This window comes from Dechloromonas sp. ARDL1, from assembly GCF_051122455.1.
GTDB lineage: Bacteria > Pseudomonadota > Gammaproteobacteria > Burkholderiales > Rhodocyclaceae > Azonexus.
On the sequence record NZ_CP168939.1, the window covers coordinates 4,253,666 to 4,278,008 of the forward strand.

20 protein-coding genes and 1 tRNA gene are annotated in these 24,343 nt (G+C 62.5%); 15 read left to right on the forward strand and 6 right to left on the reverse strand.

Translation table 11 applies throughout. The features are described from left to right. Positions 1–35: 35 nt before the first annotated feature. The 8 genes from AB6Q56_RS21045 (at position 36) to AB6Q56_RS21080 (ending at position 9,135) form a co-directional block, all read left to right on the forward strand. Positions 36–2,105, forward strand: coding sequence for a diguanylate cyclase domain-containing protein (locus tag AB6Q56_RS21045; protein ID WP_434514964.1), 2,070 nt, complete (start codon positions 36–38; stop codon positions 2,103–2,105). 212 nt (positions 2,106–2,317) lie between these two features. After that, positions 2,318–2,608 carry a co-chaperone GroES gene (locus AB6Q56_RS21050; protein ID WP_434514965.1) on the forward strand — a complete coding sequence of 97 codons (291 nt, stop codon included), beginning with the start codon at positions 2,318–2,320 and terminating at the stop codon, positions 2,606–2,608. 43 nt (positions 2,609–2,651) lie between these two features. After that, a complete protein-coding gene (gene groL, locus AB6Q56_RS21055; protein ID WP_150428058.1) occupies positions 2,652–4,304 on the forward strand; it encodes a chaperonin GroEL in 1,653 nt (550 codons plus the stop codon). A gap of 214 nt (positions 4,305–4,518) precedes the next feature. Continuing rightward, entirely contained in the window at positions 4,519–4,824 is a 306-nt protein-coding gene (locus AB6Q56_RS21060; protein ID WP_434514966.1) for a DUF485 domain-containing protein, read from the forward strand. Between the two features lies 1 nt (position 4,825). Next, on the forward strand, positions 4,826–6,502 hold the full coding sequence (locus tag AB6Q56_RS21065; protein WP_434514967.1) for a cation acetate symporter: 1,677 nt from the start codon (positions 4,826–4,828) through the stop codon (positions 6,500–6,502). Between the two features lie 320 nt (positions 6,503–6,822). Then, complete coding sequence (locus AB6Q56_RS21070; RefSeq protein WP_295007671.1) at positions 6,823–7,494, forward strand: response regulator transcription factor; 672 nt, start codon at positions 6,823–6,825, stop codon at positions 7,492–7,494. Next, positions 7,472–8,977 (forward strand): sensor histidine kinase N-terminal domain-containing protein, encoded by a 1,506-nt coding sequence (locus tag AB6Q56_RS21075; RefSeq protein ID WP_434514968.1) that lies wholly within the window; start codon positions 7,472–7,474, stop codon positions 8,975–8,977. Before AB6Q56_RS21070 ends, AB6Q56_RS21075 begins: the two co-directional genes overlap by 23 nt. 82 nt (positions 8,978–9,059) lie before the next feature. After that, positions 9,060–9,135: transfer RNA gene (locus AB6Q56_RS21080), tRNA-Phe, on the forward strand. Positions 9,136–9,233: 98 nt separating this feature from the next. On the opposite strand, the gene AB6Q56_RS21085 is transcribed toward AB6Q56_RS21080, so the two are convergent. The 5 genes from AB6Q56_RS21085 to AB6Q56_RS21105 all read right to left on the reverse strand — a co-directional run bounded on the left by AB6Q56_RS21085 (position 9,234) and on the right by AB6Q56_RS21105 (position 17,391). Next, positions 9,234–10,190, reverse strand: a complete 957-nt coding sequence (locus tag AB6Q56_RS21085) for a D-2-hydroxyacid dehydrogenase (protein WP_434514969.1) — start codon at positions 10,188–10,190, stop codon at positions 9,234–9,236. A 137-nt stretch (positions 10,191–10,327) separates the two neighbouring features. Further along, positions 10,328–12,106 carry a dihydrolipoyl dehydrogenase gene (gene lpdA, locus AB6Q56_RS21090; RefSeq protein ID WP_434514970.1) on the reverse strand — a complete coding sequence of 593 codons (1,779 nt, stop codon included), beginning with the start codon at positions 12,104–12,106 and terminating at the stop codon, positions 10,328–10,330. A 10-nt stretch (positions 12,107–12,116) separates the two neighbouring features. Beyond that, positions 12,117–13,415, reverse strand: a complete 1,299-nt coding sequence (gene aceF / locus AB6Q56_RS21095; RefSeq protein ID WP_434514971.1) for a dihydrolipoyllysine-residue acetyltransferase — start codon at positions 13,413–13,415, stop codon at positions 12,117–12,119. Between the two features lie 3 nt (positions 13,416–13,418). After that, entirely contained in the window at positions 13,419–16,118 is a 2,700-nt protein-coding gene (aceE, locus tag AB6Q56_RS21100; protein WP_434514972.1) for a pyruvate dehydrogenase (acetyl-transferring), homodimeric type, read from the reverse strand. A 397-nt stretch (positions 16,119–16,515) separates the two neighbouring features. Beyond that, entirely contained in the window at positions 16,516–17,391 is an 876-nt protein-coding gene (locus tag AB6Q56_RS21105; protein WP_434514973.1) for a 2-keto-4-pentenoate hydratase, read from the reverse strand. Positions 17,392–17,585: 194 nt separating this feature from the next. Between AB6Q56_RS21105 and AB6Q56_RS21110 the strand changes: the two genes are divergently transcribed. Further along, on the forward strand, positions 17,586–18,068 hold the full coding sequence (locus AB6Q56_RS21110) for an Lrp/AsnC family transcriptional regulator (RefSeq protein ID WP_434514974.1): 483 nt from the start codon (positions 17,586–17,588) through the stop codon (positions 18,066–18,068). Positions 18,069–18,113: 45 nt separating this feature from the next. Here the strand turns inward: AB6Q56_RS21110 and AB6Q56_RS21115 are convergent, their stop codons facing one another. Beyond that, positions 18,114–18,989, reverse strand: coding sequence for a hypothetical protein (locus AB6Q56_RS21115; RefSeq protein ID WP_434514975.1), 876 nt, complete (start codon positions 18,987–18,989; stop codon positions 18,114–18,116). 253 nt (positions 18,990–19,242) lie between these two features. On the opposite strand from AB6Q56_RS21115, the gene AB6Q56_RS21120 reads away from it, so the two are divergent. The 6 genes from AB6Q56_RS21120 to AB6Q56_RS21145 all read left to right on the forward strand — a co-directional run bounded on the left by AB6Q56_RS21120 (position 19,243) and on the right by AB6Q56_RS21145 (position 24,330). Then, a complete protein-coding gene (locus tag AB6Q56_RS21120) occupies positions 19,243–19,704 on the forward strand; it encodes a VOC family protein (RefSeq protein WP_434514976.1) in 462 nt (153 codons plus the stop codon). Next, positions 19,701–20,561: a branched-chain amino acid ABC transporter permease gene (locus tag AB6Q56_RS21125; RefSeq protein ID WP_434514977.1), complete on the forward strand. Its 861-nt coding sequence runs from the start codon at positions 19,701–19,703 to the stop codon at positions 20,559–20,561. Before AB6Q56_RS21120 ends, AB6Q56_RS21125 begins: the two co-directional genes overlap by 4 nt. Further along, positions 20,561–21,547 (forward strand): branched-chain amino acid ABC transporter permease, encoded by a 987-nt coding sequence (locus AB6Q56_RS21130; protein ID WP_434514978.1) that lies wholly within the window; start codon positions 20,561–20,563, stop codon positions 21,545–21,547. Before AB6Q56_RS21125 ends, AB6Q56_RS21130 begins: the two co-directional genes overlap by 1 nt. Before the next feature lie 68 nt (positions 21,548–21,615). Then, entirely contained in the window at positions 21,616–22,869 is a 1,254-nt protein-coding gene (locus tag AB6Q56_RS21135) for an ABC transporter substrate-binding protein (protein WP_434514979.1), read from the forward strand. A gap of 10 nt (positions 22,870–22,879) precedes the next feature. Beyond that, complete coding sequence (locus AB6Q56_RS21140) at positions 22,880–23,623, forward strand: ABC transporter ATP-binding protein (protein WP_434514980.1); 744 nt, start codon at positions 22,880–22,882, stop codon at positions 23,621–23,623. Next, complete coding sequence (locus AB6Q56_RS21145; protein WP_434514981.1) at positions 23,623–24,330, forward strand: ABC transporter ATP-binding protein; 708 nt, start codon at positions 23,623–23,625, stop codon at positions 24,328–24,330. Before AB6Q56_RS21140 ends, AB6Q56_RS21145 begins: the two co-directional genes overlap by 1 nt. Positions 24,331–24,343: the final 13 nt, after the last annotated feature.

Here is a 24,343-nt window from a genome sequence, read left to right on the forward strand (position 1 = left end):
CGCTGGTTCATCTCGGTTACCGGGGGTGGGTTGCCATGGCCTATCTTTTGGTTGCCTTGTTGGCTGGCAGCTTGCTGTATGTCGAATTCAGGGGAATCGATGAGCAGATGAGTACGCTGGCCCGTGAGCGTGGGGCCATCTTGTTCCGTCTGGTTGAACTGACCCGAGATTGGAATGCCCGGCATGGCGGTGTATATGTGCCGATAACCGAGGCAACTCAGCCTAACCCCTATCTGAAGCATCCGCGGCGCGACCTGGAGACGCTTGATGGCAAGCACCTGACCATGGTCAATCCCGCCTTCATGACCCGGCAGATCGCCGAAATTGCCGAACAGGCTGATGGCGTACGTTTCCACCTCACCAGTCTCAATCTGATTCGCCCGGCCAACGCTGCGGACGCTTGGGAGCGCGAGGCGCTGCGCAGCTTTGAGCAGGGGAGGACGGAAGTCCTGGATCTGGTGGTCGACGAGCGCGGACCGCAGCACCGCTACATGGCGCCGCTACTGGTCAAGCAAGCCTGCTTGGGCTGCCATGCCGAGCAAGGGTACAAGATCGGCGATATCCGCGGCGGAATCAGTGTCACCATGCCGGCTGGCAAAATACTGGCCGTTCGCGAAGCACAGCGTTTTCGCGCCGCCTCGGTTTTTGGCGGAGGTGCCTTGTGCCTGGCCTTGCTGATTCATTTCGTCATCTGGGTGTCGCGCCAGAATTTTCTGCGCTTGCAGGAAATTTCGGCAGGCCAGGAGCGACTGATCGCAGAGCGCACGGCCGATCTTTCGACCCTCAACGGCCAGCTGCTGGAGGAGGTCGCCGAGCGCAAGCACAAGGAAGTGCTGATCTCGGAGAGCGAGGCGCGCTATCGCTCGGTCCTGGAGACCAGCCAGGATGCCATCGTGATTGTCGAGGCCCCCTGTTTCAAAATTGCCTATGCCAATGAGCAGATGGCGGTGTTGATGGGCATGGAACTGTCCCGGATTCTTGGTGAACCCTTGCTGAATTTTGTCTCGGCATCGGAGCGTTCCGCTGTCGAGGGCAATCTGGTGCGGCGCCTGCAAGGCGGGCCGGTCTCGGCTACGTCGCGGGTGCGCTTTGCGCGACCGGATGGCGGCCATCTGCGGGTCGGCGATGTTCATGTCGCCCGTATCGACAGGGCTGCCCAGGATGGCCAGTGGGTCGTCAGTATCAAGGACGTGACCGAACGACTGGCCGACGAAAGGGCTCTCCAGATATCGGCGGCGGTGATGGAAAGCGCCTCCGAAGGGATTATCGTGACCGATGCGAAAAATCACATCATGCAGGTCAACCCCGCCTTTACCGCGATTACCGGATACCGACCGTGCGATGTGCTGGGCAAGAATCCGAGTTGCCTGGGTTCCGGTCGTCATGATCCGGGGTTTTTCCAGGCCCTGTGGCAGCAACTTGGCAGCGAAGGTCGCTGGGCAGGAGAGGTCTGGAATCGCCGCCCGGATGGCACGGTGTACGTCGTCTGGTTATCCATTTCCACCATCAGCGAGGAAGGCGTGGAAAGTGGCGGCCGTCATGTGGCAACCTTCATCGACATTACGCAGCGCAAGGAAGTCGAGGAACTGCTTCGCCACCGCGCCCAGAGTGATCCCTTGACGGACCTTCCCAATCGCACCGTGTTTTACGACCGCTTGCAGATGGCGCTGGTGCAGGCACGACGGTATGGCAACGAATTCGCCCTGCTCTATATAGACCTTGACCACTTCAAGGAGGTCAACGACAGCATGGGCCATGCGGCCGGGGACGAACTCCTGGTTGAAGCCGCGCGCCGCATGAAACAAGTGGTTCGCGATTCGGATACCGTGGCTCGCCTCGGAGGCGACGAATTTGCCGTCATCCTGCCGCAGTTGCGTGGACGGGATGAGGTCGGAGAGATCGCGCGGCGGATCGTTGCCGCCCTGCTCGAACCGTTCAATGTGTCCGGAGGGGAGGCACGGGTGTCGGCCAGTGTCGGTGTGGCGATTTATCCGGAACACGGGTGCGATCTGGAGAGCATCCGGGGCAGTGCCGATGCCGCCCTCTATGCGGCCAAGGATGCCGGTCGCAATGGGTATCGGCTGGCAGTGCCGAGAGCAGCCTGAGCAAAAACGGCTGTGCCAAAGCCTTCCGCGCAAAGCAAGGCGCTGCGCGATGCTTTTTTCGGGATGGCTCTTGAAATCTACTTGTCTCGTCCCTATTATTAGCACTCACCCTTGGCGAGTGCTAATAAATTGCCTGCCGGGTTCCCGGTTCCGTACATGACGCGGCCGGCCAATTTCAGTTTTGTTGCAACTCATTTTCAGGAGTCTGTTTTATGAATATCCGTCCTTTGCACGACCGCGTGATCGTCAAGCGCGTTGAAGCCGAACGCACCACCGCTTCCGGTATCGTCCTGCCGGATTCCGCTGGCGAAAAGCCGGATCAAGGCGAAGTCCTGGCCGTTGGCCCGGGCAAGCGCGACGAGAACGGCAAGCATGCCGCCCTCGACGTCAAGGTCGGCGACCGTGTCCTGTTCGGCAAGTACGCTGGCCAGGCCGTCAAGGTCGATGGTCAGGAAGTCCTGGTCATGCGTGAAGAAGACATCATGGGCGTCATCCAGGCCTAAGCGGTCGGACGACTTTCCAAACAGATTAATTCAGGAGTTTTAAATGGCAGCTAAAGAAGTCAAATTCGGCGATTCCGCCCGTGCCCGCATGGTCGAAGGCATCAACATCCTGGCCGATGCCGTCAAGGTCACCCTCGGCCCCAAGGGCCGCAACGTTGTGCTCGAGCGTTCCTTCGGCGGCCCGACCGTCACCAAGGACGGCGTTTCCGTCGCCAAGGAAATCGAACTGAAGGACAAGTTCGCCAACATGGGCGCCCAGATGGTCAAGGAAGTCGCTTCCAAGACCTCCGACATCGCCGGTGACGGCACCACCACCGCCACCGTGCTGGCCCAGGCCATCGTTCGCGAAGGCATGAAGTACGTTGCCGCCGGCATGAACCCGATGGATCTCAAGCGCGGCATCGACAAGGCCGTCGCCGCCACTATCGCCGAACTGAAGAGCATTTCCAAGCCGTGCACCACGACCAAGGAAATCGCCCAAGTCGGTTCCATCTCCGCCAACTCCGACGCCGATATCGGTGACATCATCGCCAACGCGATGGAAAAGGTCGGCAAGGAAGGCGTCATCACCGTTGAAGACGGCAAGTCCCTGAACAACGAACTCGACGTCGTCGAAGGCATGCAGTTCGACCGCGGCTACCTGTCCCCGTACTTCATCAACAATCCGGACAAGCAGATCGCCCTCCTCGACAATCCGTTCGTCCTGCTCTTCGACAAGAAGATCTCGAACATCCGCGACCTGCTGCCGGTGCTGGAACAAGTCGCCAAGGCCGGCCGTCCGCTGCTGATCATCGCCGAAGACGTCGATGGCGAAGCCCTGGCTACCCTGGTCGTCAACAACATCCGTGGCATCCTGAAGACCGTTGCCGTCAAGGCTCCGGGCTTCGGCGACCGTCGCAAGGCCATGCTGGAAGACATCGCCATCCTGACCGGCGGTACCGTCATCTCCGAAGAGACCGGCCTGTCCCTGGAAAAGGCTACCCTGAAGGATCTGGGCCAAGCCAAGCGCGTCGAAATCGGCAAGGAAAACACCACCCTGATCGACGGTGCCGGCGAAGCCGTTTCCATCGAAGCCCGCGTCAAGCAGATCCGTATCCAGATCGAGGAAGCCACCTCCGATTACGACCGTGAAAAGCTGCAGGAGCGCGTTGCCAAGCTGGCTGGCGGCGTTGCCGTCATCAAGGTTGGTGCTGCCACCGAAGTCGAAATGAAAGAAAAGAAGGCCCGCGTCGAAGACGCGCTGCACGCTACCCGTGCCGCCGTTGAAGAAGGCATCGTCGCCGGCGGCGGCGTCGCCCTGCTGCGCGCCCGTGCCAACATCGCCAAGCTGAAGGGCGACAACCACGACCAGGACGCCGGCATCAAGTTGATCCTGAAGGCCATCGAAGCCCCGCTGCGCGAAATCGTCGGCAACGCCGGCGACGAGCCGTCCGTCGTGGTCGACAAGGTCGTTCGCGGCAAGGGCAACTACGGCTACAACGCTGCTACCGGCGAGTACGGCGACATGGTCGAAATGGGCGTGCTGGACCCGACCAAGGTCACCCGCACCGCGCTGCAAAACGCTGCTTCCGTTGCCGGCCTGATGCTGACGACCGAGTGCATGGTTGCTGAACTGGCTGAAGACAAGCCGGCCGGCGGCATGCCTGACATGGGCGGCATGGGTGGTATGGGCGGCATGGGCGGCATGGGTATGTAATGTCCTGCTGAGCCTTTGCGCTTACGCAAAAAGCCTCGCCTCGTGCGGGGCTTTTTCTTTTTGTGCTGACGAAATCCCGAGCTCTCCCAAGGTTTTTTGGCCTTGAATTAACTTTTGAGAAACGCGTTACGCCCTGTAAGTTAGGCGTAAGACGCCAAGCCTAAATTACGCTCCGCAGCAATGCCTCTATAAACAAAATCTGAGGAGCAAATCAATGCAAGACGTACTTGATCGGATTACCAAGAATCCGAAATTCCACGAGTTCATTGCCATGCGCAATCGATACTCGATCATCATGGCCATCATCAGCGCTGCTGCCTACTACGGCTTCATCCTGCTGGTCGCCTTCGATAAGGAACTGCTGGCACAGAAGATCGGCGCCGGTGTGACCACCCTCGGCGTTCCGCTGGGCGTTGGCGTTATCGTTTTCACCATCGTCCTGACCTGGATCTACGTCCGTCGCGCCAACACCGAGTTCGATGCGACCAACGAAGCCATCATCAAGGAGGCGCAGAAGTAACATGTCCATCAAGCACATTCTCTCCGCTGTAGCCGCACTGGCGCTTGCCGGCGGTGCCTATGCTGCCGGCGCCGATCTCGGCCAGGCTCAGAAGCAGGCAACCAACTGGACGGCCATCGTCATGTTCGGCCTGTTCGTCGGCTTCACCCTGTACATCACCAAGGTTGCCGCAGCCCGCACCAAGTCGGCTGCCGACTTCTACACCGGTGGCGGTGGCATCACCGGCTTCCAGAACGGTCTGGCCATCGCCGGCGACTACATGTCGGCCGCTTCCTTCCTCGGTATTTCCGGTCTCGTGTTCGCCAACGGCTTTGACGGCCTGATCTTCTCGATCGGCTGGCTGGTCGGCTGGCCGGTCATCACCTTCCTGATGGCCGAGCGTCTGCGCAACCTGGGCAAGTTCACGTTTGCCGACGTGGCTTCCTACCGTTTCGCCCAGACTCCGGTTCGCGTCTTCGCGGCTTCCGCTTCCCTGGTCATCGTCGCCTTCTACATGATTGCGCAGATGGTCGGTGCCGGTCAGCTGATCAAGATTCTCTTCGGTCTCGAATATCTCTACGCTGAAATCCTCGTCGGCTGCATCATGCTGGCCTACGTCCTGTTCGGCGGCATGACCGCGACGACCTGGGTGCAGATCATCAAGGCCGTCATGCTGCTCGGTGGTGCCACCTTCATGGCCGTGGCCGTTCTGCTGCAATTCGGTTTCTCGCCGGAAGCCCTGTTCGCCAAGGCGGTCGACGTGCATACCAAGAAGGAAGCCATCATGGCGCCGGGCGCCCTGATCAAGGATCCGATCTCCGCCATCTCTGTCGGCATGGCGCTGATGTTCGGTACCGCTGGCCTGCCGCACATTCTGATGCGCTTCTTCACCGTGCCGAACGCCAAGGAAGCCCGCAAGTCGGTTGCCTGGGCGACCACCTGGATCGGCTACTTCTACATCCTGACCTTCATCATCGGTTTCGGCGCCATTACCAACCTGGTTCAGAACCCGGGCGATTTCTACGTTGGCGGCGAACTGGCCAAGGGCCTGAAAGGCGGCGGTAACATGGCTGCCGTGCATCTGTCCAAGGCAGTTGGCGGCGACTTGTTCCTCGGCTTCATCTCCGCCGTGGCCTTCGCCACCATTCTGGCCGTGGTTGCTGGTCTGACCCTGTCCGGTGCTTCCGCCGTGTCGCACGACTTGTACGCTTCCGTGTTCAACAAGAACTGCTCGTCCGAACAGGAACTGCGCGTCTCCAAGATGGCTACCCTGGCTCTGGGTGCTCTCGCCATCGTTCTCGGCATCATGTTCGAGAAGGAAAACGTTGCCTACATGGTCATGCTGGCCTTCACCATCGCCTGTTCCTCCAACTTCCCGGTCCTCTTCATGTCCGTGCTGTGGAAGAACTGCACCACCCGTGGTGCCGTGGTCGGCGGTTTCGTTGGTCTGATCCTGGCTGCCGTGCTGACCATCGGTTCTGCATCGGTCTGGGAGGCTGTCCTCCACAACCCGAAGGGCTCCGCCTGGTTCCCGTACAACTCCGCTGCCATCTTCTCGATGACCGCTGCCTTCTTCACGATCTGGCTGGTGTCCATTCTGGACAACTCCGAACAGGCCAAGAAGGAACGTGCTCTGTATCCGTCGCAACAGCTGCGTTCGGAAACCGGTCTGGGTGCTGCCGCCGCTTCGGCTCACTAAGCGAGACTGCAACAAACAAAAAGCCCGGGGTTTCCCGGGCTTTTTTTCGTTCTCTTTTTGCGGTGCGCGCATATTGACGCTCGCTTTTTCAGATTGTGGGCGTGCTTGTGCGCTGCGGAATTGGAAGCGCAGTTTCTTTGTTAGACTGTAGGGGTTTTGCAGGGGAAAAAAACGGTAGGGGGTTGCCCAGTGCAGGATCGGGCGACCCCCTGAGCAGCGGTGAAACCGCATACTCCGAAGACCATAAAAGGAGAACAGCCCGGTCAGAATAGGCGGGCTGCCTTACAGAAATCTTACGCCGTCAAGGGCGAGTATCGAAAATGCGCATTCTTATCGCTGAAGACGACACCATCATTGCTGACGGTCTTTCCCGCTCGTTGCGCCAGGGCGGCTATGCCGTCGATTGGGCGGCCAATGGGGTCGATGCCGATACCGCTTTGGTGACGGTGTCCTATGATCTGTTGATTCTCGATCTGGGTTTGCCCAAACTCTCGGGCCTGGAGGTGCTCAAGCGCCTGCGCTCGCGTAACTCCCAGGTGCCGGTGCTGATCCTGACTGCGCTTGACGGAACCGGTGACCGCGTCAAGGGGCTTGATCTGGGTGCCGACGACTACATGGTCAAGCCATTCGAGTTGGCGGAACTGGAGGCCCGGGTACGGGCGCTGACCCGCCGCTCGGCCGGTACTTCTCCAACTATCCAGTGCGGTGCACTGACCTACGATCAGGTCGGTCGGGTGGCGCAGATTCAGGGGCAGGCGCTCGACCTTTCGGCGCGCGAGGTCGGCCTACTGGAAGTCCTGCTCAGCCGGATGGGGCGCCTGGTCAGCAAGGACCAACTGGTCGACCATCTTTGCGGTTGGGGCGAGGAAGTCAGTCATAACGCAATCGAAGTCTACGTCCATCGGTTACGCAAAAAAATCGAACCCGGCGGCGTGAAGATCGCAACCGTCCGTGGCCTGGGCTACTGCCTTGAGCGACCGCAAGGCGAATAACCCCTCGTCATCCACGTCGGAAACCGAGAGGTCGCTGTTTGGCGAGATTCTCGACTGGATGCTCGCCCCCCTGCTTTTTGTCTGGCCGCTGAGCATCGCGTTTACGCACTACTTTGCCAACAACGTCGCCAACTATCCGTATGACCAGGCCTTGCGCGAGCATGTCTCGGCGATAGCGCGCCAAGTCAAGCTGGTGGGCGGTAAGGCGCAATTGTCGTTGCCGGCGTCCGCACGCGCACTGCTCCGGGCGGACGAGACGGACAGTGTCTATTTCCGGGTCAGCACCATGGATGGCAAATTGCTGGCGGGCGACAAGGATTTGCCGGCCATCGTGCCCGTGCCTTCCGGAGAGGCAGGCTATGGGGAGATTTTCCTGCGCGACGCGGATTACAAGGGGCAGGATTTACGGCTGGCCTACACTTATCTGAGCGAGCCGGGCATGCCGAGGGCGCAGTGGGTTGTCGTCGAGGTGGGCGAGACAACGGAAAAACGAAGTCAGTTGGCCAACAAGATCGTCGCCAGTGTCATCCTGCCGCAGTTCATCATCATTCCGCTGGCCGTGATGCTGGTCTGGTTCGGCCTGTCTCGTGGCTTGCGACCGCTGACCCGGCTCCGCCAGACAATCGATGCCCGCGAGCCGGACGATCTGTCGCCCATTGCGACGCGCCGGGTGCCCGAAGAACTGGAGCCTCTAGTCGAAGCGTTCAACGAAATGCTGGCCCGCATGCAGCGCAACGTCGAAGCGCAACAGCGTTTCGTTGCGGATGCCGCGCACCAGATGCGAACCCCGTTGACCGGCCTTAAGACTCAGGCCCAATTCGCCATTCGCGAAACTGATCCCGAGGCCCTGCGCCATGCCCTGCGCCAAATTGCTACCGGTGTGGATCGTGCCGGACGGCTGGTCAACCAGCTGCTGACGCTGGCGAGGACGGAGGGCGGGGAACTGGCCCAACGAAAACACGAAGTGCTGGATCTCTCCGCCTTGATTCGCGATGTGGTGGCCGACTGGGTGATGATCGCCATCGAAAAAAACATCGATTTAGGTTACGAATCACCAGGGCCGGCCATGATCATGGGCAATCCCTTCATGCTGAGCGAACTGGCCAAGAACCTCATCGACAACGCGCTGCGGTATACCCAATCCGGAGGGCACGTCACCTGCCGTATCATCGCCAATCAGAACATGGTATTGCTTGAGGTCGAGGACGATGGGATCGGCATCAGCGAAGAGCAGGCGGAAATGGTGTTCGAGCGCTTCTACCGGGTTGACGATGCCGGAACGGAAGGAAGTGGTCTGGGTCTGGCCATCGTTCAGGAAATTGCCATGCAGCATGACACCAAGGCCAGCCTGCTACCCAATCCCACTGGAAAAGGCGCCATCGCCCGCGTTTCGTTCGCCGTCTGGCACCCGCCGGCAGCACCCCCGCCGCTGCCTGATGACTTTTCCGAGCTATACCGTCAGTCTCCTCCCATCGGCACCTGAGCGCCATGGATAGCGAAGCGCATGAAAAATGCGCGCAAGTGTTGCGGAAGCAGCGTCTCCCCGCTATAATGCGCCCTCTCTTGGCCTGGTAGCTCAGTTGGTAGAGCAGCGGATTGAAAATCCGCGTGTCGGTGGTTCGATTCCGCCCCAGGCCACCAAATTCGAGCAAAAAGCCCGGTTATCAAGACCGGGCTTTTTGCTTTCTGATTGGGCGCTTCGGGGCAACGCCTTGTGACGATGAGCCTAGAAAGGCATGTCAGGCGACCCGGTTGAGCGGTTTTCCGGCAGCAAACGCTTCGATATTGTCGATCAGTTGATCGGCCAGACGCTGCATCGAGCCGCGGCTGGCGAAAGCGATATGCGGCGTCAGCAGGAAATTCGGCCGGCCGAGGAGGCTGGGCGAGAGCATGGGGTGGCCTGCCGGTGGTGGTTCGACGGTAACGACATCGAAGCCGGCGCCGGCGATCCACTTTTCGTCCAGCGCCCGGATCAGGGCTGCCTCGTCGACCAGGCCGCCGCGCGCGGTATTGATCAGCAGCGCCGAGCGGCGCATCGCCCACAGTTCCTCTTCGCCGATCAGACCGCGAGTTTCGTCGCTCAACGGGCAGTGCAGCGTGACCACGTCGGCTTCGCGCAGCACGGTGTCGAACGCCGTGTAACCGGGACGAACGATAGGCGCGCCCTTGCGTTCGGCGAGCAGCACGCGCATGCCGAACGCCCCGGCCAGCTTGGCGACGCTGCGGCCGAGGCTGCCATGGCCGATGATGCCGAGCGTCGCGCCGTCGAGGTCGCTGATCGGATGAGCGAACAGGCAGAACTGGTCGGAACGCTGCCACCCACCTTCGGATAGCGTTTGCCGATAGGCGAGCAGGTTGCGCGACAGGGCAAACATCATCATGAAAACATGTTCGGCAATGGCGCTGCCGGCATAGTCACGCACGTTGGATACGACGATGCCGCGTTCGCGGCAGGCATCCAGGTCGATGTGATTGGTGCCGGTGGCGGGCGCGGCGACCATCTGCAATCCTGGCAGGGCAGAGATCAGCGTGCGCGTCAGCGGCAACTTGTTGACGATCGCAATCGTGCAAGCGCTCAGACGTTCGAGCATGTCGCCAGGGCTGGTCATGGCATGTTCCGACCAACTGTGGGGGAAGTTGGGACGGCGTACATCGGCGATGATGGTGCTGCGTTCGAGATAAACGATGTGGTGCATGGGCTTGCTTTCTGCGCGCTATGCGGCGTTTCCGGTGTGATGAATTGCCGGTTCGACAAAAAAGGAGCGACGGCGCTAGCCGTCGCCCAAACCTTGCGCCAGGAGACCCCGTGGCGCATCGCAGAGGCTCTGTACGCTTACTTCTTGCGCGGCGGCGGCACATCCGTGCAAGTGCCGTGAGCAACCTCGGCGGCCATGCCGACGGTTTCGCCCAAGGTCGGGTGCGGGTGGATGGTCTTGCCGATATCGACGGCATCGCAGCCCATCTCGATAGCCAGGCAGACCTCGCCGATCATGTCGCCGGCCGACGGGCCGACGATGGCGCCGCCGATGACGCGATGCGTCTCGGCATCGAAGATCAGCTTGGTGAAACCGTAGTCGGCGCCGTTGGCGATGGCACGGCCGGAAGCTGCCCACGGGAACTTGGACGTCTCGACCTTGCGGCCTTCCTTCTTCGCCTGCTCCTCGGTATAGCCGACCCACGCCACTTCCGGATGGGTATAGGCGACGCCGGGGATGACCTGCGCATCGAAGGCCGCCTTGTGGCCAGCCGCGACTTCGGCCGCGACGTGGGCTTCATGCACCGCCTTGTGGGCGAGCATGGGCTGACCGACCAGGTCGCCGATGGCGAAGATATGCGGCACGTTGGTGCGCATCTGGGCATCGACATTGATGAAGCCACGGTCGGTGACGATCACGCCCGCCTTCTCGGCGCCGATCTTCTTGCCGTTCGGCGCACGGCCGGCGGCCTGCAGGATCATGTCGTACTTGACCGGTTCCGGTGAGACGCCTTCGCCTTCGAAGGTGACATAGAGGCCATCTTCCTTGGCATCGACGGCAACCGTCTTGGTCTTCAGCATGATCTTGTCGAAACGGCTGGCGTTCTGCTTTTCCCAGACCTTGACCGCATCGCGGTCGGGGCCTTGCATCAGGCCGTCCATCATTTCCACGACATCGACGCGGGCGCCTAGGGTGGAATAGACGGTGGCCATCTCCAGGCCGATGATGCCGCCGCCGATGACCAGCATCTTCTGCGGCACGAAGCGCAGTTCAAGGGCGCCGGTCGAATCGACGATGCGCGGGTCGCGCGGGATGAAGGGCAGATGCACGGCCGCCGAACCGGCGGCGATGATGCACTTCTGGAACTTGATGACCTTCTTGGCACCCGTCTTGTCTTGGCCCGAGCCATCGGTGACTTCGACCTCGATGTGGTTCGGATCGAGGAAGGAACCATAGCCGCGCACGATGTCGACCTTGCGGCCCTTGGCCATGCCGGCCAGACCGCCGGTTAGCTTGCCGACGACCTTGTCCTTGTGGGCGCGCAGCTTGTCGATATCGACTTGCGGCGCGGCGAAGGTGACGCCGAGGTCGCTGGCGTGTTGCGCTTCCTCAATGACCTCGGCGACGTGCAGCAGTGCCTTGGACGGAATGCAACCGACGTTGAGGCAGACGCCGCCCAGGGTGGCGTAGCGCTCGACGATGATGGTCTTCATGCCGAGGTCGGCCGAGCGGAAGGCAGCGGAGTAGCCGCCGGGACCGGCACCGAGGACGAGCATGTCGCACTCGAGATCGGCCGTACCGCTGTGGCTGGCTGCGGTCGGCGCGGCAACCGGGGCTGCAGCAGGCGCCGGGGCAGCAGCAGGCGCCGCGGCCGGAGCCGGCGCCGCCGCAGCGGCACCCGCTTCGACCTTGATCAGCAGCGCACCTTCGCTGACCTTGGAGCCGAGCTGGACCAGCACTTCCTTGACGGTGCCTTCGACTGGCGAAGGTACATCCATCGTGGCCTTGTCGGATTCCAGTGTGGCGATGGCATCGTCGACCTTGATGGGGTCGCCGACCTTGACGAACAGGTCGATGACCGGCACATCGGAAAAATCGCCAATATCCGGGACTTTGACTTCGATAATCTGGCTCATCGGGCTGTCCTTACAGCAGGACGCGGCGGAAATCCGCCAGCAGCTTGCCCAAATGCACGAGGAAGCGGGCTGCCGCTGCGCCGTCCACGGCGCGGTGATCCCACGACAGGCAGAGCGGCAGGGTCAGGCGCGGCACGAATTGCTGGCCGTCCCACACGGGCTTCATCGCCGCCCGGGTGACGCCGAGGATGGCGACTTCCGGTGCATTGATGATCGGCGTGAAGCCGGTGCCACCGATGCCGCCGAGACTGGAAATCGTGAAGGTGCCGCCCTGCATCTGCTCGGGCTTGAGCTTGCCTTCGCGGGCCAGGCGCGCCAGCTCGGAACTCTCGGCGGCGATCTGCAGCACGCTCTTCTGGTCGGCGTTCCTGATCACCGGAACGACCAGGCCGTTTGGCGTATCGGCGGCGAAGCCGATGTGCCAGTAGCGCTTTTTCACCACGTCCTCGCCATCCAGCGAACAGTTGAACGTCGGATGGGCCTGCAGCGTGTGCACCGCCGCCTTGATCAGGAAGGCGAGCAGGGTGACCTTGGCGGCCTCCTTGCCGAGTTCGCCATTGATTTTTTGCCGGAAGGCTTCGAGGTCGGAGATGTCGGCTTCGTCGAAATTGGTGACGTGCGGCATCATCACCCAGTTGCGGTGCAGGTTGGCGGCCGAAATCTTCTGGATGCGCGATTTCGGGCGGCGCTCGACCGGGCCGAATTTCTCGAAGTCGATCTTCGGCCAGGGAAGCAGATCGAGGCCGGGGCCGGCAGTGGCCGGGCGACTTTCGCTTGCGCCGGACGTCATCACCCGTTTGACGTGGGCGATGACGTCCTTCTGGGAAATGCGTCCCTTGTTGCCGCTGCCGACGACCTTGGCGAGATCGACGCCCAATTGGCGGGCCAGGCGGCGCACCGACGGGCCGCAGGGGCCGTTGGCCGGACCGCTCGGCGCCAGCACGGTACTCGCTGCCGGTGCGGGGGCGGCAGGTGCGTCGGCAACCGGGGCCGGGGTGGCGGGAGCAGCGGCTGGCGCGGTCGCGGCGACTGCCACGCTGCTCACGGCGGCAGGCGCAGCTGTCGCATCGGCTGCTTCCAGCCGGGCGATGACGCTGCCTTCGCCGACCCGGTCGCCGGTCTTGATCAGGATTTCGGTGATCCGCCCGGCGGCGGTCGATGGCACGTCCATCGTCGCCTTGTCCGATTCCAGCGTCACCAGCGCCGTATCGACGGCAATGGTGTCGCCGACGGCGACGAGCAGTTCGATCACCGGCACGTCCTTGTAATCGCCGATGTCCGGCACGCGCAATTCAATCATCTGGCTCATGGCTTACTCCCCGTGGCCGAGCGGCGTCGGCTTGTCGGCATCGATGGCGAACTGCGCCATGGCATCGACCAGCACCGTGCGCGGGATCGTGCCTTCGTCGGCCAGGCTCTTCAGCGCGGCAAGGGCGATGTAACGTTCGTCGATCTCGAAGAAATCGCGCAGCGCGACACGGGTGTCGGAGCGGCCGAAACCGTCGGTGCCGAGCACGGTGTAGCGTTGCGGCACCCAGTTGCGGATCAGGTCCGGGTAGGCGCGCATGAAATCGCTGACGCCGATCACCGGGCCGTTGCGGCTGGCCAGTTGTTCGGTCACATACGGTGTGCGCGGCGTTTCGGCCGGGTGCAGCAGGTTCCAGCGGTCGCAGGCGATGCCGTCCTTGCGCAATTCCCCGAAGCTGGTCGCGCTCCACACATCCACCGCGAGGCCGAAGCGGCTTTCGAGCAGGTCGGCGGCGGCGAGCACCAGGCGCAGCACGCTGCCGCTGCCGATCAGTTGCACACGCGGCTGGTGATCGAGCGGTGCCGAACGCAGCAGGTAAATGCCGCGGCGGATGCCTTCCTCGGCGCCGGCCGGCATCGACGGATGCACGTAGTTCTCGTTGTAGAGCGTGACGTAATAGAAGCAGTGCTCGTTGTCGGTCATCATCCGGCGCACGCCGTCCTCGGCGATCACCGCCACTTCGTAGGAGAAGGCCGGGTCGTAGGCGCGGCAGGTGGGGATGGTGGCGGCGTAGATCTGGCTCTGGCCATCCTCGTGCTGCAAACCTTCGCCGGAAAGCGTGGTGCGCCCGGCGGTGGCGCCGAGCAGGAATCCGCGTGCCTGACAGTCGGCGGCGTTCCACATCAGGTCGGCGACGCGCTGGAAGCCGAACATCGAGTAGAAGATATAGCACGGCAGCATCGGCTGGTTGCTGTGCGACCAGGCGGTACCGGCGGCGATCCACGAACCCATCGAACCGGCTTCGGAAATGCCTTCCTCGAGAATCTGGCCCTTGATGTCCTCGCGGTAGAAGGCCAGCTGGTCGGAATCCTGCGGCGTGTAGCGCTGACCCCAGGGCGAGTAGATGCCGAACTGGCGGAACATGTCCTGCATGCCGAAGGTGCGCGCCTCGTCGGCGACGATGGGCACGACGCGCTGGCCGAGCGTGCTGTCGCGCATCAGCTTGGTGAGCAGGCGGACGAAGCTCATCGTCGTCGAAATGGTCCGCTCGCCGGAATCGGCGTGGAAGGCGGTGTACAGGTCGGGCGTGGCCGGGGCGAGCGGCGTCGCCTGCTGGCGGCGTTGCGGCAGGTAGCCGCCCAACGTGGCGCGACGCTGTTGCAGGTAACGCACTTCCGGACTGTCCTCGCCCGGGTGGTAGAGGCGGGCGTTGTCGAGGTCGTCGTCGGACAGCGGCAGGCCGAAACGCTCGCGGAAGTGGCGCAGGTCGTCATGCGCCAGCTTCTTGGTCTGGTGCGAGGTGTTGGCGCCCTGGCCAGAAGCGCCCATGCCGTAACCCTTGGTCGTCTGCGCCAGGATCACCGTCGGCTGGCCGCGATGATTCACGGCGGCAGCGTAGGCGGCGTAAATCTTCACTGGATCGTGGCCGCCGCGAATCAGGGCGTCGATGTCCTTGTCCGACATGTTGGCGACCAGCGCTGCCAGTTCCGGGTAGCGCGAGAAGAAGTGCTGGCGGTTGTAATGGCCATCGGTGGCCGACAGCTTCTGGAATTCGCCGTCTACCGCCTCAGCCATGCGCTTGAGGATCCAACCTTCGGTGTCGCGGGCGAAGAGCACGTCCCAGTTGCTGCCCCACAGGCACTTGACGACGTTCCAGCCGGCCCCGGCGAACAGGGTTTCCAGTTCCTGCACGATGTTGCCGTTGCCGCGCACCGGGCCGTCGAGGCGCTGCAGGTTGCAATTGACCACTAGCACGAGGTTGTCGAGCTGTTCGCGGGCGGCCAGCGAAATGCCGGCCAGCGATTCCGGCTCGTCCATTTCACCGTCGCCGACATAGACCCAGACCTTGCGGTCGTTGGCCGGCATGATCTCGCGGTGCTGCAGGTAACGCTGAAAGCGCGCCTGATAGATGGCGGTGAGCAGGCCGAGGCCCATCGAGCCGGTCGGGAATTGCCAGAAGCCCGGCATCAGCGTCGGGTGCGGATAGGACGACAGGCCCTTGCCGATGCCGCCGGACACTTCGCGGCGGAAGTGCATCATGTTTTCTTCCGACAGGCGGCCTTCGAGGAAGGCGCGGGCATAGACGCCCGGCGCGGCGTGCGGCTGGAAGTAGACCAGATCGCCCGGATGCTCGTCGCTCGGCGCCCGGAAAAAGTGGTTGAAGCCCACCTCGAAAATGTCGGCAATCGAGGCATAGGTGGCGATGTGGCCGCCCAGTTCGGGGTGCGCCTGGTTGGCCCGCATCACCATGGCCAGCGCGTTCCAGCGGTGGATGGCGGTGATGCGGGCTTCCAGATCAATATCGCCCGGGTAGGGCGGTTGGGCCTCGACCGGAATGGTGTTCCGGTAGGGCGTCGTGTGGCGGGTGTGGAATCGGCCACCCGCCCGGCGGCCCGACTCGATAAGCCGGTCCACCAAAAACTCGGCGCGCGGCACCCCGGCGCGCTCGATCACTTCCTGCAGGCTGGCCTGCCAATCCTGCGTTTCCTCGGTGTCATGGTCCACCTGTGCGTTGGCCAGGGGCTGCGTCGAATCCGTGCTCATGCTTTCTCTCCTCGTTGTCCGTTTTCGGTGTGTCGATGGAGAAAACTATAGGCCGTAAGGCACTTTGGGATATTGCTATATGGGTTGCTATATCGTTGTTTTTGGCAATATAAAATAAAAAAATACTGCGTGTCGGCAATAAATAGAATTCCACGGCCTGGATTTTTGCTGATTGCCGATTGTCGGCGCCGTTGCCGGCCCGATGCGCGTATCGGCCTTGGCTGCATAGAGCGGGGATGTCGGTTGCCAGGCGAAGGTTTGTCTGTGAGCGGAGCAACGGATTCCAAAAGCCGGCAAAGCGGCGTTGTTCTGCCCTCGCGGCAAGGGCGGCCTGCAGGCGGATTCTGCTTAAAAACCCCCGCCATGGGGGCGGGGGAAAGTTGCGGCAGGAAAAAGATTATTGGAAACGAACGCTGACCGATGGCGTGCCCGGCAGGCCTTCGTAGATTGCCTTGGCACTGCCTCCGGACTTGGGGGCCATCGGTTTGGAAAAGGAGCCCAGGCTGAGCAGGTCGCCTTTTTTCAGCACGATGCCTGCGCGTTTGAGGTCCTGGATCAGCCACAGTACGGCGTCAATCGGGTGGCCGAGTATCGCCGACCCTTTGGCGGAGTCGAGTTCCTTGCCGCTCTCGTCGACGAGGCGAACGGTCATGTTGGCCAGCGTATCGAGAGGGGATGGCAAGGTGCCCATATCAAGCGGCTTGCCCAGTACGCCAAGGCGTGCGACGACATTGAGGTAGACCAGTGAGGCGCCGGTAAGGCGGGAGGGGTCGTCGACCATCAGGTCAGGCAACTCGATGAACGGATAGATGCGCGACAGGTGGCGTATGGCATCGGCGCGCGTCAGCGCCTGATTGATCCGGGCATCGCCGACTTCAACGACCAAGTCGGCCTCGAAAATCGGCTTTGCACCGTATCGTGCCGGAATTTCCGCGCCATCCTTGAGCATCATTCCCGAGAATAGCGTGCCGCGGATCGGGGCGTCATGAACGAATCGCTTCTGCACCGCCGGATTGGTCAAGCCAGCTTTGTAGCCGACGATTCCGCCTTGTGATTGAGCCAGGAAGCGCGTCAGTTTTTCGCGGCCGCACTCGGCATCTGACATGCTCATCGGTGGTGGTGGCGTAATGGCCTCACGTGCTGCATGCCGGGCTGCGATGCCTGCTGCGTCGAGATCGCTCGGGCAATTGCCCTGGGCCAAGACGCCGCCTGCCTGTAACGCGAGCAATGTCGCGCCGGCAATTATCGGGATCAAACGGGGTGGTGTTTTCATGTTGTCATCCTCAAACGGTTGGTGGGGTTCCTTTGGTCTGGCGCTTTGTTTCGCTCATTGTGAAGCAGACCGCCAAGTGTCGGGTACATCCTTTTTCGACATGGCAACCATACTATCGGCGATAGCGTTCGGTGGTTGCGAACTGCCTCCTTGGTACGTATCGTTGAGCAATAAATTTATGGAAAGTGATTTTCATGAGCAATGACCGAATCGGTTTCAAGCTGGATCAGACAGATATCCGCTTGCTGGAGTGCTTGCAGGCAGATGCACGGATCACCAATGTGGCACTGGCCGAGCGTTGTCATTTATCGCCGGCTCCCTGTCTGCGTCGCGTGCGCGACCTCGAAGCCGCCGGGGTCATTCGGGAATATGTCACCCTGCTCGATCCCGAGGCCGTCGGCCTGATGGTTTCGGTTTTCATTCAGGTCAGTCTGGAAAAGCAGATGGGGCAGGCGCTGCATCTGTTCGAAGATGCCATCGCCAACTGCCCGGAGGTCATGGAGTGCTACCTGATGACCGGGGATTCGGATTACCTGCTGCGGGTTGTGATTGCCGATCTCAAGGCGTTGCAGCGCTTTATCGTCGACCGCCTGGCGCGCATTCCCCATGTGGCCAACATCCGTTCCAGCGTCACCCTCAAGCAAGTCAAATACAAGACGAGTCTGCCGATCGGGTGATCCTGATTCGCGGCACCTGCTACCAGGCTCGGATCGCCTCCGGGCTCAGGCTTTAATGTCGATGAAGCGGGGGGGAGACGGTTCGCGTAAGGGCAGGGCGTAGGTTGTGCCGATGCCGGCCTGGCTGGCGAGGCTGTCGATGGCGCGTAGATCCGCCTCGACACGGTCATGATCGGCGGGGGGCAGTCGTTGCACTTTTGCCTTGAGCAAGGCGACTGCGCTTTTCAATTCCGCCCAGGCTTCCTTGAGCACACTGCGCAGGGCTTTCTCGATCGTGTTCTCGTCGGAGGACTGACTGTTTTCCCGAGGGTTGTCATCCGTTCGGGCAGTAGTTGCCGCGCGTGGGCTGTCGCTGGCCGTCGCCATTGCCTGGGCCGCTTCGTCAGCAGAAGCCGGGTTGGTTTGCCCGGCGGCCGTCGTTGCCCTTTCCTCCGGGAGGTTTGCCTCAACGGCTGTCGATGCTTCGGCGACGGGCGTTGAGGCACTTGTATTTTCCGGTGTGCCGACTGCTGCGGCATCCGCAGATGGGCTATCCCCTCCCGAGGAGGACCCCGCGTTCGGCAGCGACAGCCCGCCGCTGCCACCCTTGCCCAGACTGGCCAACTGCCCTGCCAGTTGACGCAATTGCGCTGCCAGTGCCGCGGCATGCTCCGGCGTGGCGAGGGCGATTGCCTGCTTGAGCGCACGAATTTGCTGCAATAGCTGCTGTGCCTTGTTCAGACGCTGGGCTGCCGCCGATTCCCTGGCGGAGGGCAGTTCGCGCAGACGCTTGAGCGCGGCCTGCATGTCGGCCAGGCGTTTGGCTTCCCGCTCGGACGGGGACTCGGCAATGCGCGCTGCAGCCCTTTCCGTCTCTCCGGAAAGGGCGCGCTTCCAGTCGTCCCGAAAGGAGAGTGCCGACGGCAGTGCTTGGAGTTTCATGGGCTTTCCCTTCTGCATGGCGCCTGCTGTCGATAACGACATGCTATCGGGATTCTTGAGGTTTTTTCCCGAGAAATCAGAGAGTCGCGGCGTAGCGCGCAACATCGGCGGTGAATAAATAACGTTGATAAATAATCAACCGGTTGTGGAAAATAAAATATTTCTTGCCTTGAGGTTTTGAATCTTCTATAAAGACGTCGTTACTAATAAATCAACCAATTGATTAATTATCAACCAACGACAGGAGACAAAAGTGAAAGCCATCGACCTTAACCATTTCACGTTGCGCACCCCGAAGCTGGAAGAAAGCCGCCACTTTTTCGAGGAGGTGGTCGGCTTGCAGGTCGGCAACCGTCCCGATTTCAAGTTTGCCGGTTACTGGATGTACTCGGCGGCCGGTTTGCCGGTGGTTCATATGATGGCGCTCGATACCGGCGATGCCGAACTGGTGCGCTATCTCGGCGACCGCGGCCAGACGGCCGGCAGCGGCGTGGTCGATCACATTTCGTTCAACTGCGAGGGCCTGCCCGGTTTCGAGGAGCGCCTGAAGAAGGCCGGCTACCCGTACAACCCGCGCACGGTGCCGGGCGAGGGTCTGCATCAGGTGTTCGTCGTCGATCCGAACGGCATCACCTTTGAATTCATGTTCAAGCAAAGCGAAAAGGCCAGCTGGATCGCCGACGAAGCCGGTGTCGCCATCGGAGGCGTCCGGTGAGTCTGTTCCTGACGGTAACCCTGAACGGGCTGACCGTGGCCGCGCTGTATTTCCTGGTGGCAGTCGGCTTCACGCTGATCTTCGGCCTGATGCGCTCGGTCAACCTGGCGCACGGTTCGCTCTACCTGCTCGGCGGCTATCTTGGCTACCAGGTCGGCGAGTGGAGCGGCAACTGGTATCTGGCGCTGCTGGCCGGGGCCTTGATCGTCGCCGTGCTCGGCATGGCGATGCATCTCTTCTTCCTCGACTGGATGCAGGGCGAGGACTTGCGCCAGGCGCTGGTCAGCATCGGCCTGTCGGTCGTCATCGCCGACCTGCTGCTCGCCAAGTTCGGCAGCCTGACCTTGCAGTTCCAGCCGCCCGAGTTCCTGCAGGACAGCATCGAACTGCCGCTGATCGGCGGGTATCCGCTGCTGCGCCTGAGTTTGCTGCTGGTGGCGCTGGGCATCGGCATCGTGCTCTGGCTGGGCCTGAACCGGACGCGCTTCGGGGCGGCCATCCGGGCCGGTGTCGACGACCGCGAAATGCTCTCGGCGCTCGGCATCAACACCTCGCGCCTGTTCGTCCTCGTCTTCGCCGTCGGGGCCGGGCTGGCCGGCCTGTCCGGCGTGCTCGGCGGCACCGTGCTCTCGGTATCGCCGGGCGAGGATGCGCGCTACCTGCTCTCGTCGCTGGTCGTCACCATCGTCGGCGGCATGGGCAGCATCGTCGGCGCGGCGGTCGGCGCGGTGCTGGTCGGGCTGGTCGAGCAGTGGGGCATGGCCTACCTGCCGACTTACGCTTACATGCTGATCTACGTCTTGATGACCGCCGTGCTCGCCTGGCGCCCGGCCGGCCTGTTCGGGAGGAAAGCCTGATGTCCACACCGCTCGAAACCCGCCTCATCCGCTACGACTTGGCGCTGCTCTGCTGGGCCGTGCTCTATCCCTTCCTGGTCCCGAATTTCTGGGTGCTCAACATCGGCGCGCCCAGCCTGTTCTTCGGCCTGGTCGCACTGTCGCTGAGCTTTCTCGCCGGCTACGGCGGCATGGTGTCGCTGGCCCAGATGACGGTGGCCGGCGTCGCCGGCTACGCGCTGGCGCTGACCAGCGTCAATGCCGAAGCGATGGGGGTGCCGCTGCCCTGGCCGCTGGCGGTTGCCTTTGCCGTGCTCGTCGCGGTGCTGTTCTCGATTTTCGTCGGCTTTCTCGCGGCGCGCACCGAGGGCATCTACCTGCTGATGATCACGCTCGCCATCGGCATGGGCTTCTTTTTCCTGGTCCAGCAGAACGATACCGTGTTCAACGCCTTCAACGGCTTGCAGGGGGTGGCGGTGCCGCAGCTCTTCGAGCGGCCGATCCGCGACGAGGCGCACGTTTTCTACTTCATCTGCCTGGGTGTCGCGGCGGTGTTCTACGCCGGCATCCGCTACCTTGTCGCGACGCCGGCCGGGCTGGCCTTGCAGGCGGTGCGCGACGACCCGCGCAAGGCGGCGGCGCTCGGCTATTCGGTGACGGCGATCAAGGTCGCCGCCTTTGCCGCGGCCGGCGTACCGGCGGCACTCGGCGGCGTGCTGATGGTCTGGTACAACCAGCGCATTTCGCCGGGCACGGTCGATCTCGGCGGCATCAACGCCATCCTGATCATGGCCGTCGTCGGCGGCCTGCGCCACCCGGTCGGCGCCTTCATCGGGGCCGTCCTCTACGTCCTGCTTCAGAACTTCGCCGGAACGATCGTTGGCGCCGATCGTTTCAACCTGTTGATCGGCTCGATATTCCTCGCGGTCGTCCTGTTTTCCCCGGACGGTCTGCTCGGCATCGCGCGCCGTCTGCAGGCGGCGATGCAAAGCCGTCGCGCCGCTTGACCCGGCTGCATTGGCCGGTCGGCCGACGCAGCCGCTGCCGTACCTACAAAAATCATGGAGACATTGAAATGAAAAAACTGCAACCAACCCGACTCGCCGGCGCCATTGCCGCCATCGGCCTGCTGCTGGCCGGCGGTGTCGCACAGGCCCAACAGACGTTGAAAATCGGCACCCTGGTCGTTCTCGAAGGCCCGCTCGCGGCGCTTGGCCAGGATGCCAATCGCGGGATCGACCTGGCGCTCGAAGAATTCAAGAACGGCATCGCCGGCAAGAAGATCGAGGTCATTCGCGAATCGACCAACGCCAAGGGCGATGTCGCCGTGACCAAGGCGCGCAAGCTGCTCGACCAGGACAAGGTTGACCTGATCGTCGGCCCCTTGTCGGGTGGCGAAGGGCTGGCCATCAAGGAGCTGGCCAAGACCATTCCGGCCAGGACTTTCGTGAACGGCACTGCGGCGGCGCAGGAAACGACCTTGCGCGATCCGGCCCCGAATTTCTTCAGCTTCAGCATGGACGGCGCGCAGCGCGTCGCCGGCCTGGGCAACTATGTCTACGACGAGAAGAAGTATCGCAATGTCGCCGTCGTGGCCGAGGACTACGGCTTCCCCTATGCCCAGGTCGCCGGTTTCGTCACCGAATTCTGCCGCAAGGGCGGCAAGGTGCCGAGCCGCTTCTGGGTGCCGCTCGGCACCAAGGATTACAGCACGGTGATCGCCCGCATTCCCAAGGATGTCGATGCCGTTTTCGTCGTGCTCGGCGCGGCCGACGCGGTCAATTTCCTTAGCCAGTACTACCAGGCCGGCGGCAAGGCGCCGCTGATCGGCGGCTCGATCACCGTCGACTCGATCGTCCTGAATAGCCGCGGGCCGTTCCAGCAGCGCGTCGTCGGCATTCCGTCGGCCAGTTCCAGCGCCGACGAGAACGAAGATCCGAAGTGGAAGGAATTCGTCCGTCGCTATCGCGCCAAGTTCCCCGATGCGCTGCCGGCTCCGTCGAGCATGGCGCACGGCTACTACATCAGCATGAAGGCGGCGCTGCTCGGTCTGGAAAAGGCGGGCGGCGACGTCTCTGGCAACCAGGAGAAGCTGAAGGCGGCGCTGCGCCAGCTCAAGTTCGAGACGCCGACCGGCACCTACAGCCTTGACCAGAACCGCCAGGTGATCGCCGATGCCTTCGTCACCGAAGTCGCCAAGCGTCCGGACGGCAGCCTGTACAACAAGGTGGTCAAGGTCAGCCAGCAGGTGAACCAGACGCTGGGTGTGCCGCGCGAGGAATTCCTCGCCGCCGGCCCGGCTTCGCGCGACAACCCGGTCTGCAAGTGAGCAGCGCGGCATGAGCGTGTTGGCACTGCATGTCGACGCGGTCGAACGCCGCTTTGGCGCCTTGCGCGCCATTGCCGGCGTCGATTTGCGGATCGCCCCCGGGGAGCGGCGGGTTTTGCTCGGTACCAACGGTGCCGGCAAGACGACGCTGTTCAATATCATCGCCGGCGATTTTCCGCCCAGCGCCGGGCGCATCGTCTTTCACGGCGCGGATGTCACGGCGCTGCCGGCGCATCGCCGGGCGCGCCTGGGCATTGCCCGCACCTACCAGACCTCGTCGCTGTTCAAGGGCATCAGCATCGAACAGAACCTGAGCGTCGCCTGGCGCGGCAGCCGGCCCGGCCGTTTCGGCGTGCTGCGGCCGAACCGTTTCGACGAGGGGGCGCGCAAGGTACGCCAGGTGCTGGCGGCGGTCGGGTTGGAGCACAGCGTGCACCGACCGGTGGCCGAGTTGTCGCACGGCGAGCAGCGTCAACTCGAACTGGGCATGGCGCTGATGCAGTCGCCGCGCCTGCTGCTGCTCGACGAGCCGGCAGCCGGGCTGAGTCCGGCCGAGCGGCCGCTGCTGCTGGAATTGATCCGCAACCTGTCGCGCGACATCACGCTGATCATGATCGAGCACGACATGGACGTTGCCTTGCAGGTCGCCGACGAAGTGACGGTGATGAAGGATGGCGAAATCGTCGCTTCCGGCAAGCCGGACGAAATCCGCGTCAATCCGCTGGTGCGCAAGATTTATCTGGGAGAGGGCTGATGGAGGCACTGCTCAAGTTCGATAACGTCACCGCCTGGCTGGGCGGCATGCCGATTTTGCACGGCATCGATTTCAGCATCGGCAACGAGGCGCTGGCCATCGTCGGGCGCAACGGCGTCGGCAAGACAACGCTGTGCAAATCGCTGTTCGGCATGGTCGACCGCGTCGAAGGCTCGATCCGCTTCGAAGGCAGCGAGGTGGCCGGGGCGCAGCCTTTCGAAATGGCTCGCCTGGGCGTGGCGCTGGTGCCGCAGGGGCGGCGGGTTTTTCCCTCGCTCTCGGTGCACGAGCATTTCACGCTGACCGCCGGCATCCGGCCCGGCGCGTGGACGGTGGAGCGGGTGTACGACACCTTTCCCCGCCTCGCCGAGCGTCGGCAGAACCGCGGCAACCAGTTGTCGGGCGGCGAACAGCAGATGCTGGCGATCGGCCGCGCCCTGCTGCTCAACCCCAGCCTGCTGGTTCTCGACGAACCGTCGGAAGGCTTGTCGCCGCTGGTCGTCGAGCAGTTGCAGGGGGTCTTGCGCCGGCTGGTCGACGAAGAAGGGATGTCGCTGCTCGTCGTCGAGCAGAATTTCCGGCTTGCCGTCGCGCTCTCGGAACGCATGCTGGTGATGGTCTCGGGCGAGATCGTGCTCGATCTGCCGTCGTGCGAATTCGCCGCCAATGCCGAGTTGCAGGAACGCTACCTCGGGGTCGGCCACTGAGGCCGCCGATTTT

What these genes read in the sequence shown, in the direction of transcription:
- AB6Q56_RS21045 (WP_434514964.1), top strand. Translation starts at nt 36, where the DNA reads ATGGCCTATCTTTTGGTTGCCTTGTTGGCTGGCAGCTTGCTGTATGTC.
- AB6Q56_RS21050 (WP_434514965.1), top strand. Translation starts at nt 2,318, where the DNA reads ATGAATATCCGTCCTTTGCACGACCGCGTGATCGTCAAGCGCGTTGAA.
- groL (WP_150428058.1), top strand. Translation starts at nt 2,652, where the DNA reads ATGGCAGCTAAAGAAGTCAAATTCGGCGATTCCGCCCGTGCCCGCATG.
- AB6Q56_RS21060 (WP_434514966.1), top strand. Translation starts at nt 4,519, where the DNA reads ATGCAAGACGTACTTGATCGGATTACCAAGAATCCGAAATTCCACGAG.
- AB6Q56_RS21065 (WP_434514967.1), top strand. Translation starts at nt 4,826, where the DNA reads ATGTCCATCAAGCACATTCTCTCCGCTGTAGCCGCACTGGCGCTTGCC.
- AB6Q56_RS21070 (WP_295007671.1), top strand. Translation starts at nt 6,823, where the DNA reads ATGCGCATTCTTATCGCTGAAGACGACACCATCATTGCTGACGGTCTT.
- AB6Q56_RS21085 (WP_434514969.1), bottom strand. Translation starts at nt 10,190, where the DNA reads ATGCACCACATCGTTTATCTCGAACGCAGCACCATCATCGCCGATGTA.
- lpdA (WP_434514970.1), bottom strand. Translation starts at nt 12,106, where the DNA reads ATGAGCCAGATTATCGAAGTCAAAGTCCCGGATATTGGCGATTTTTCC.
- aceF (WP_434514971.1), bottom strand. Translation starts at nt 13,415, where the DNA reads ATGAGCCAGATGATTGAATTGCGCGTGCCGGACATCGGCGATTACAAG.
- aceE (WP_434514972.1), bottom strand. Translation starts at nt 16,118, where the DNA reads ATGAGCACGGATTCGACGCAGCCCCTGGCCAACGCACAGGTGGACCAT.
- AB6Q56_RS21105 (WP_434514973.1), bottom strand. Translation starts at nt 17,391, where the DNA reads ATGAAAACACCACCCCGTTTGATCCCGATAATTGCCGGCGCGACATTG.
- AB6Q56_RS21110 (WP_434514974.1), top strand. Translation starts at nt 17,586, where the DNA reads ATGAGCAATGACCGAATCGGTTTCAAGCTGGATCAGACAGATATCCGC.
- AB6Q56_RS21115 (WP_434514975.1), bottom strand. Translation starts at nt 18,989, where the DNA reads ATGAAACTCCAAGCACTGCCGTCGGCACTCTCCTTTCGGGACGACTGG.
- AB6Q56_RS21130 (WP_434514978.1), top strand. Translation starts at nt 20,561, where the DNA reads ATGTCCACACCGCTCGAAACCCGCCTCATCCGCTACGACTTGGCGCTG.
- AB6Q56_RS21135 (WP_434514979.1), top strand. Translation starts at nt 21,616, where the DNA reads ATGAAAAAACTGCAACCAACCCGACTCGCCGGCGCCATTGCCGCCATC.
- AB6Q56_RS21140 (WP_434514980.1), top strand. Translation starts at nt 22,880, where the DNA reads ATGAGCGTGTTGGCACTGCATGTCGACGCGGTCGAACGCCGCTTTGGC.
- AB6Q56_RS21145 (WP_434514981.1), top strand. Translation starts at nt 23,623, where the DNA reads ATGGAGGCACTGCTCAAGTTCGATAACGTCACCGCCTGGCTGGGCGGC.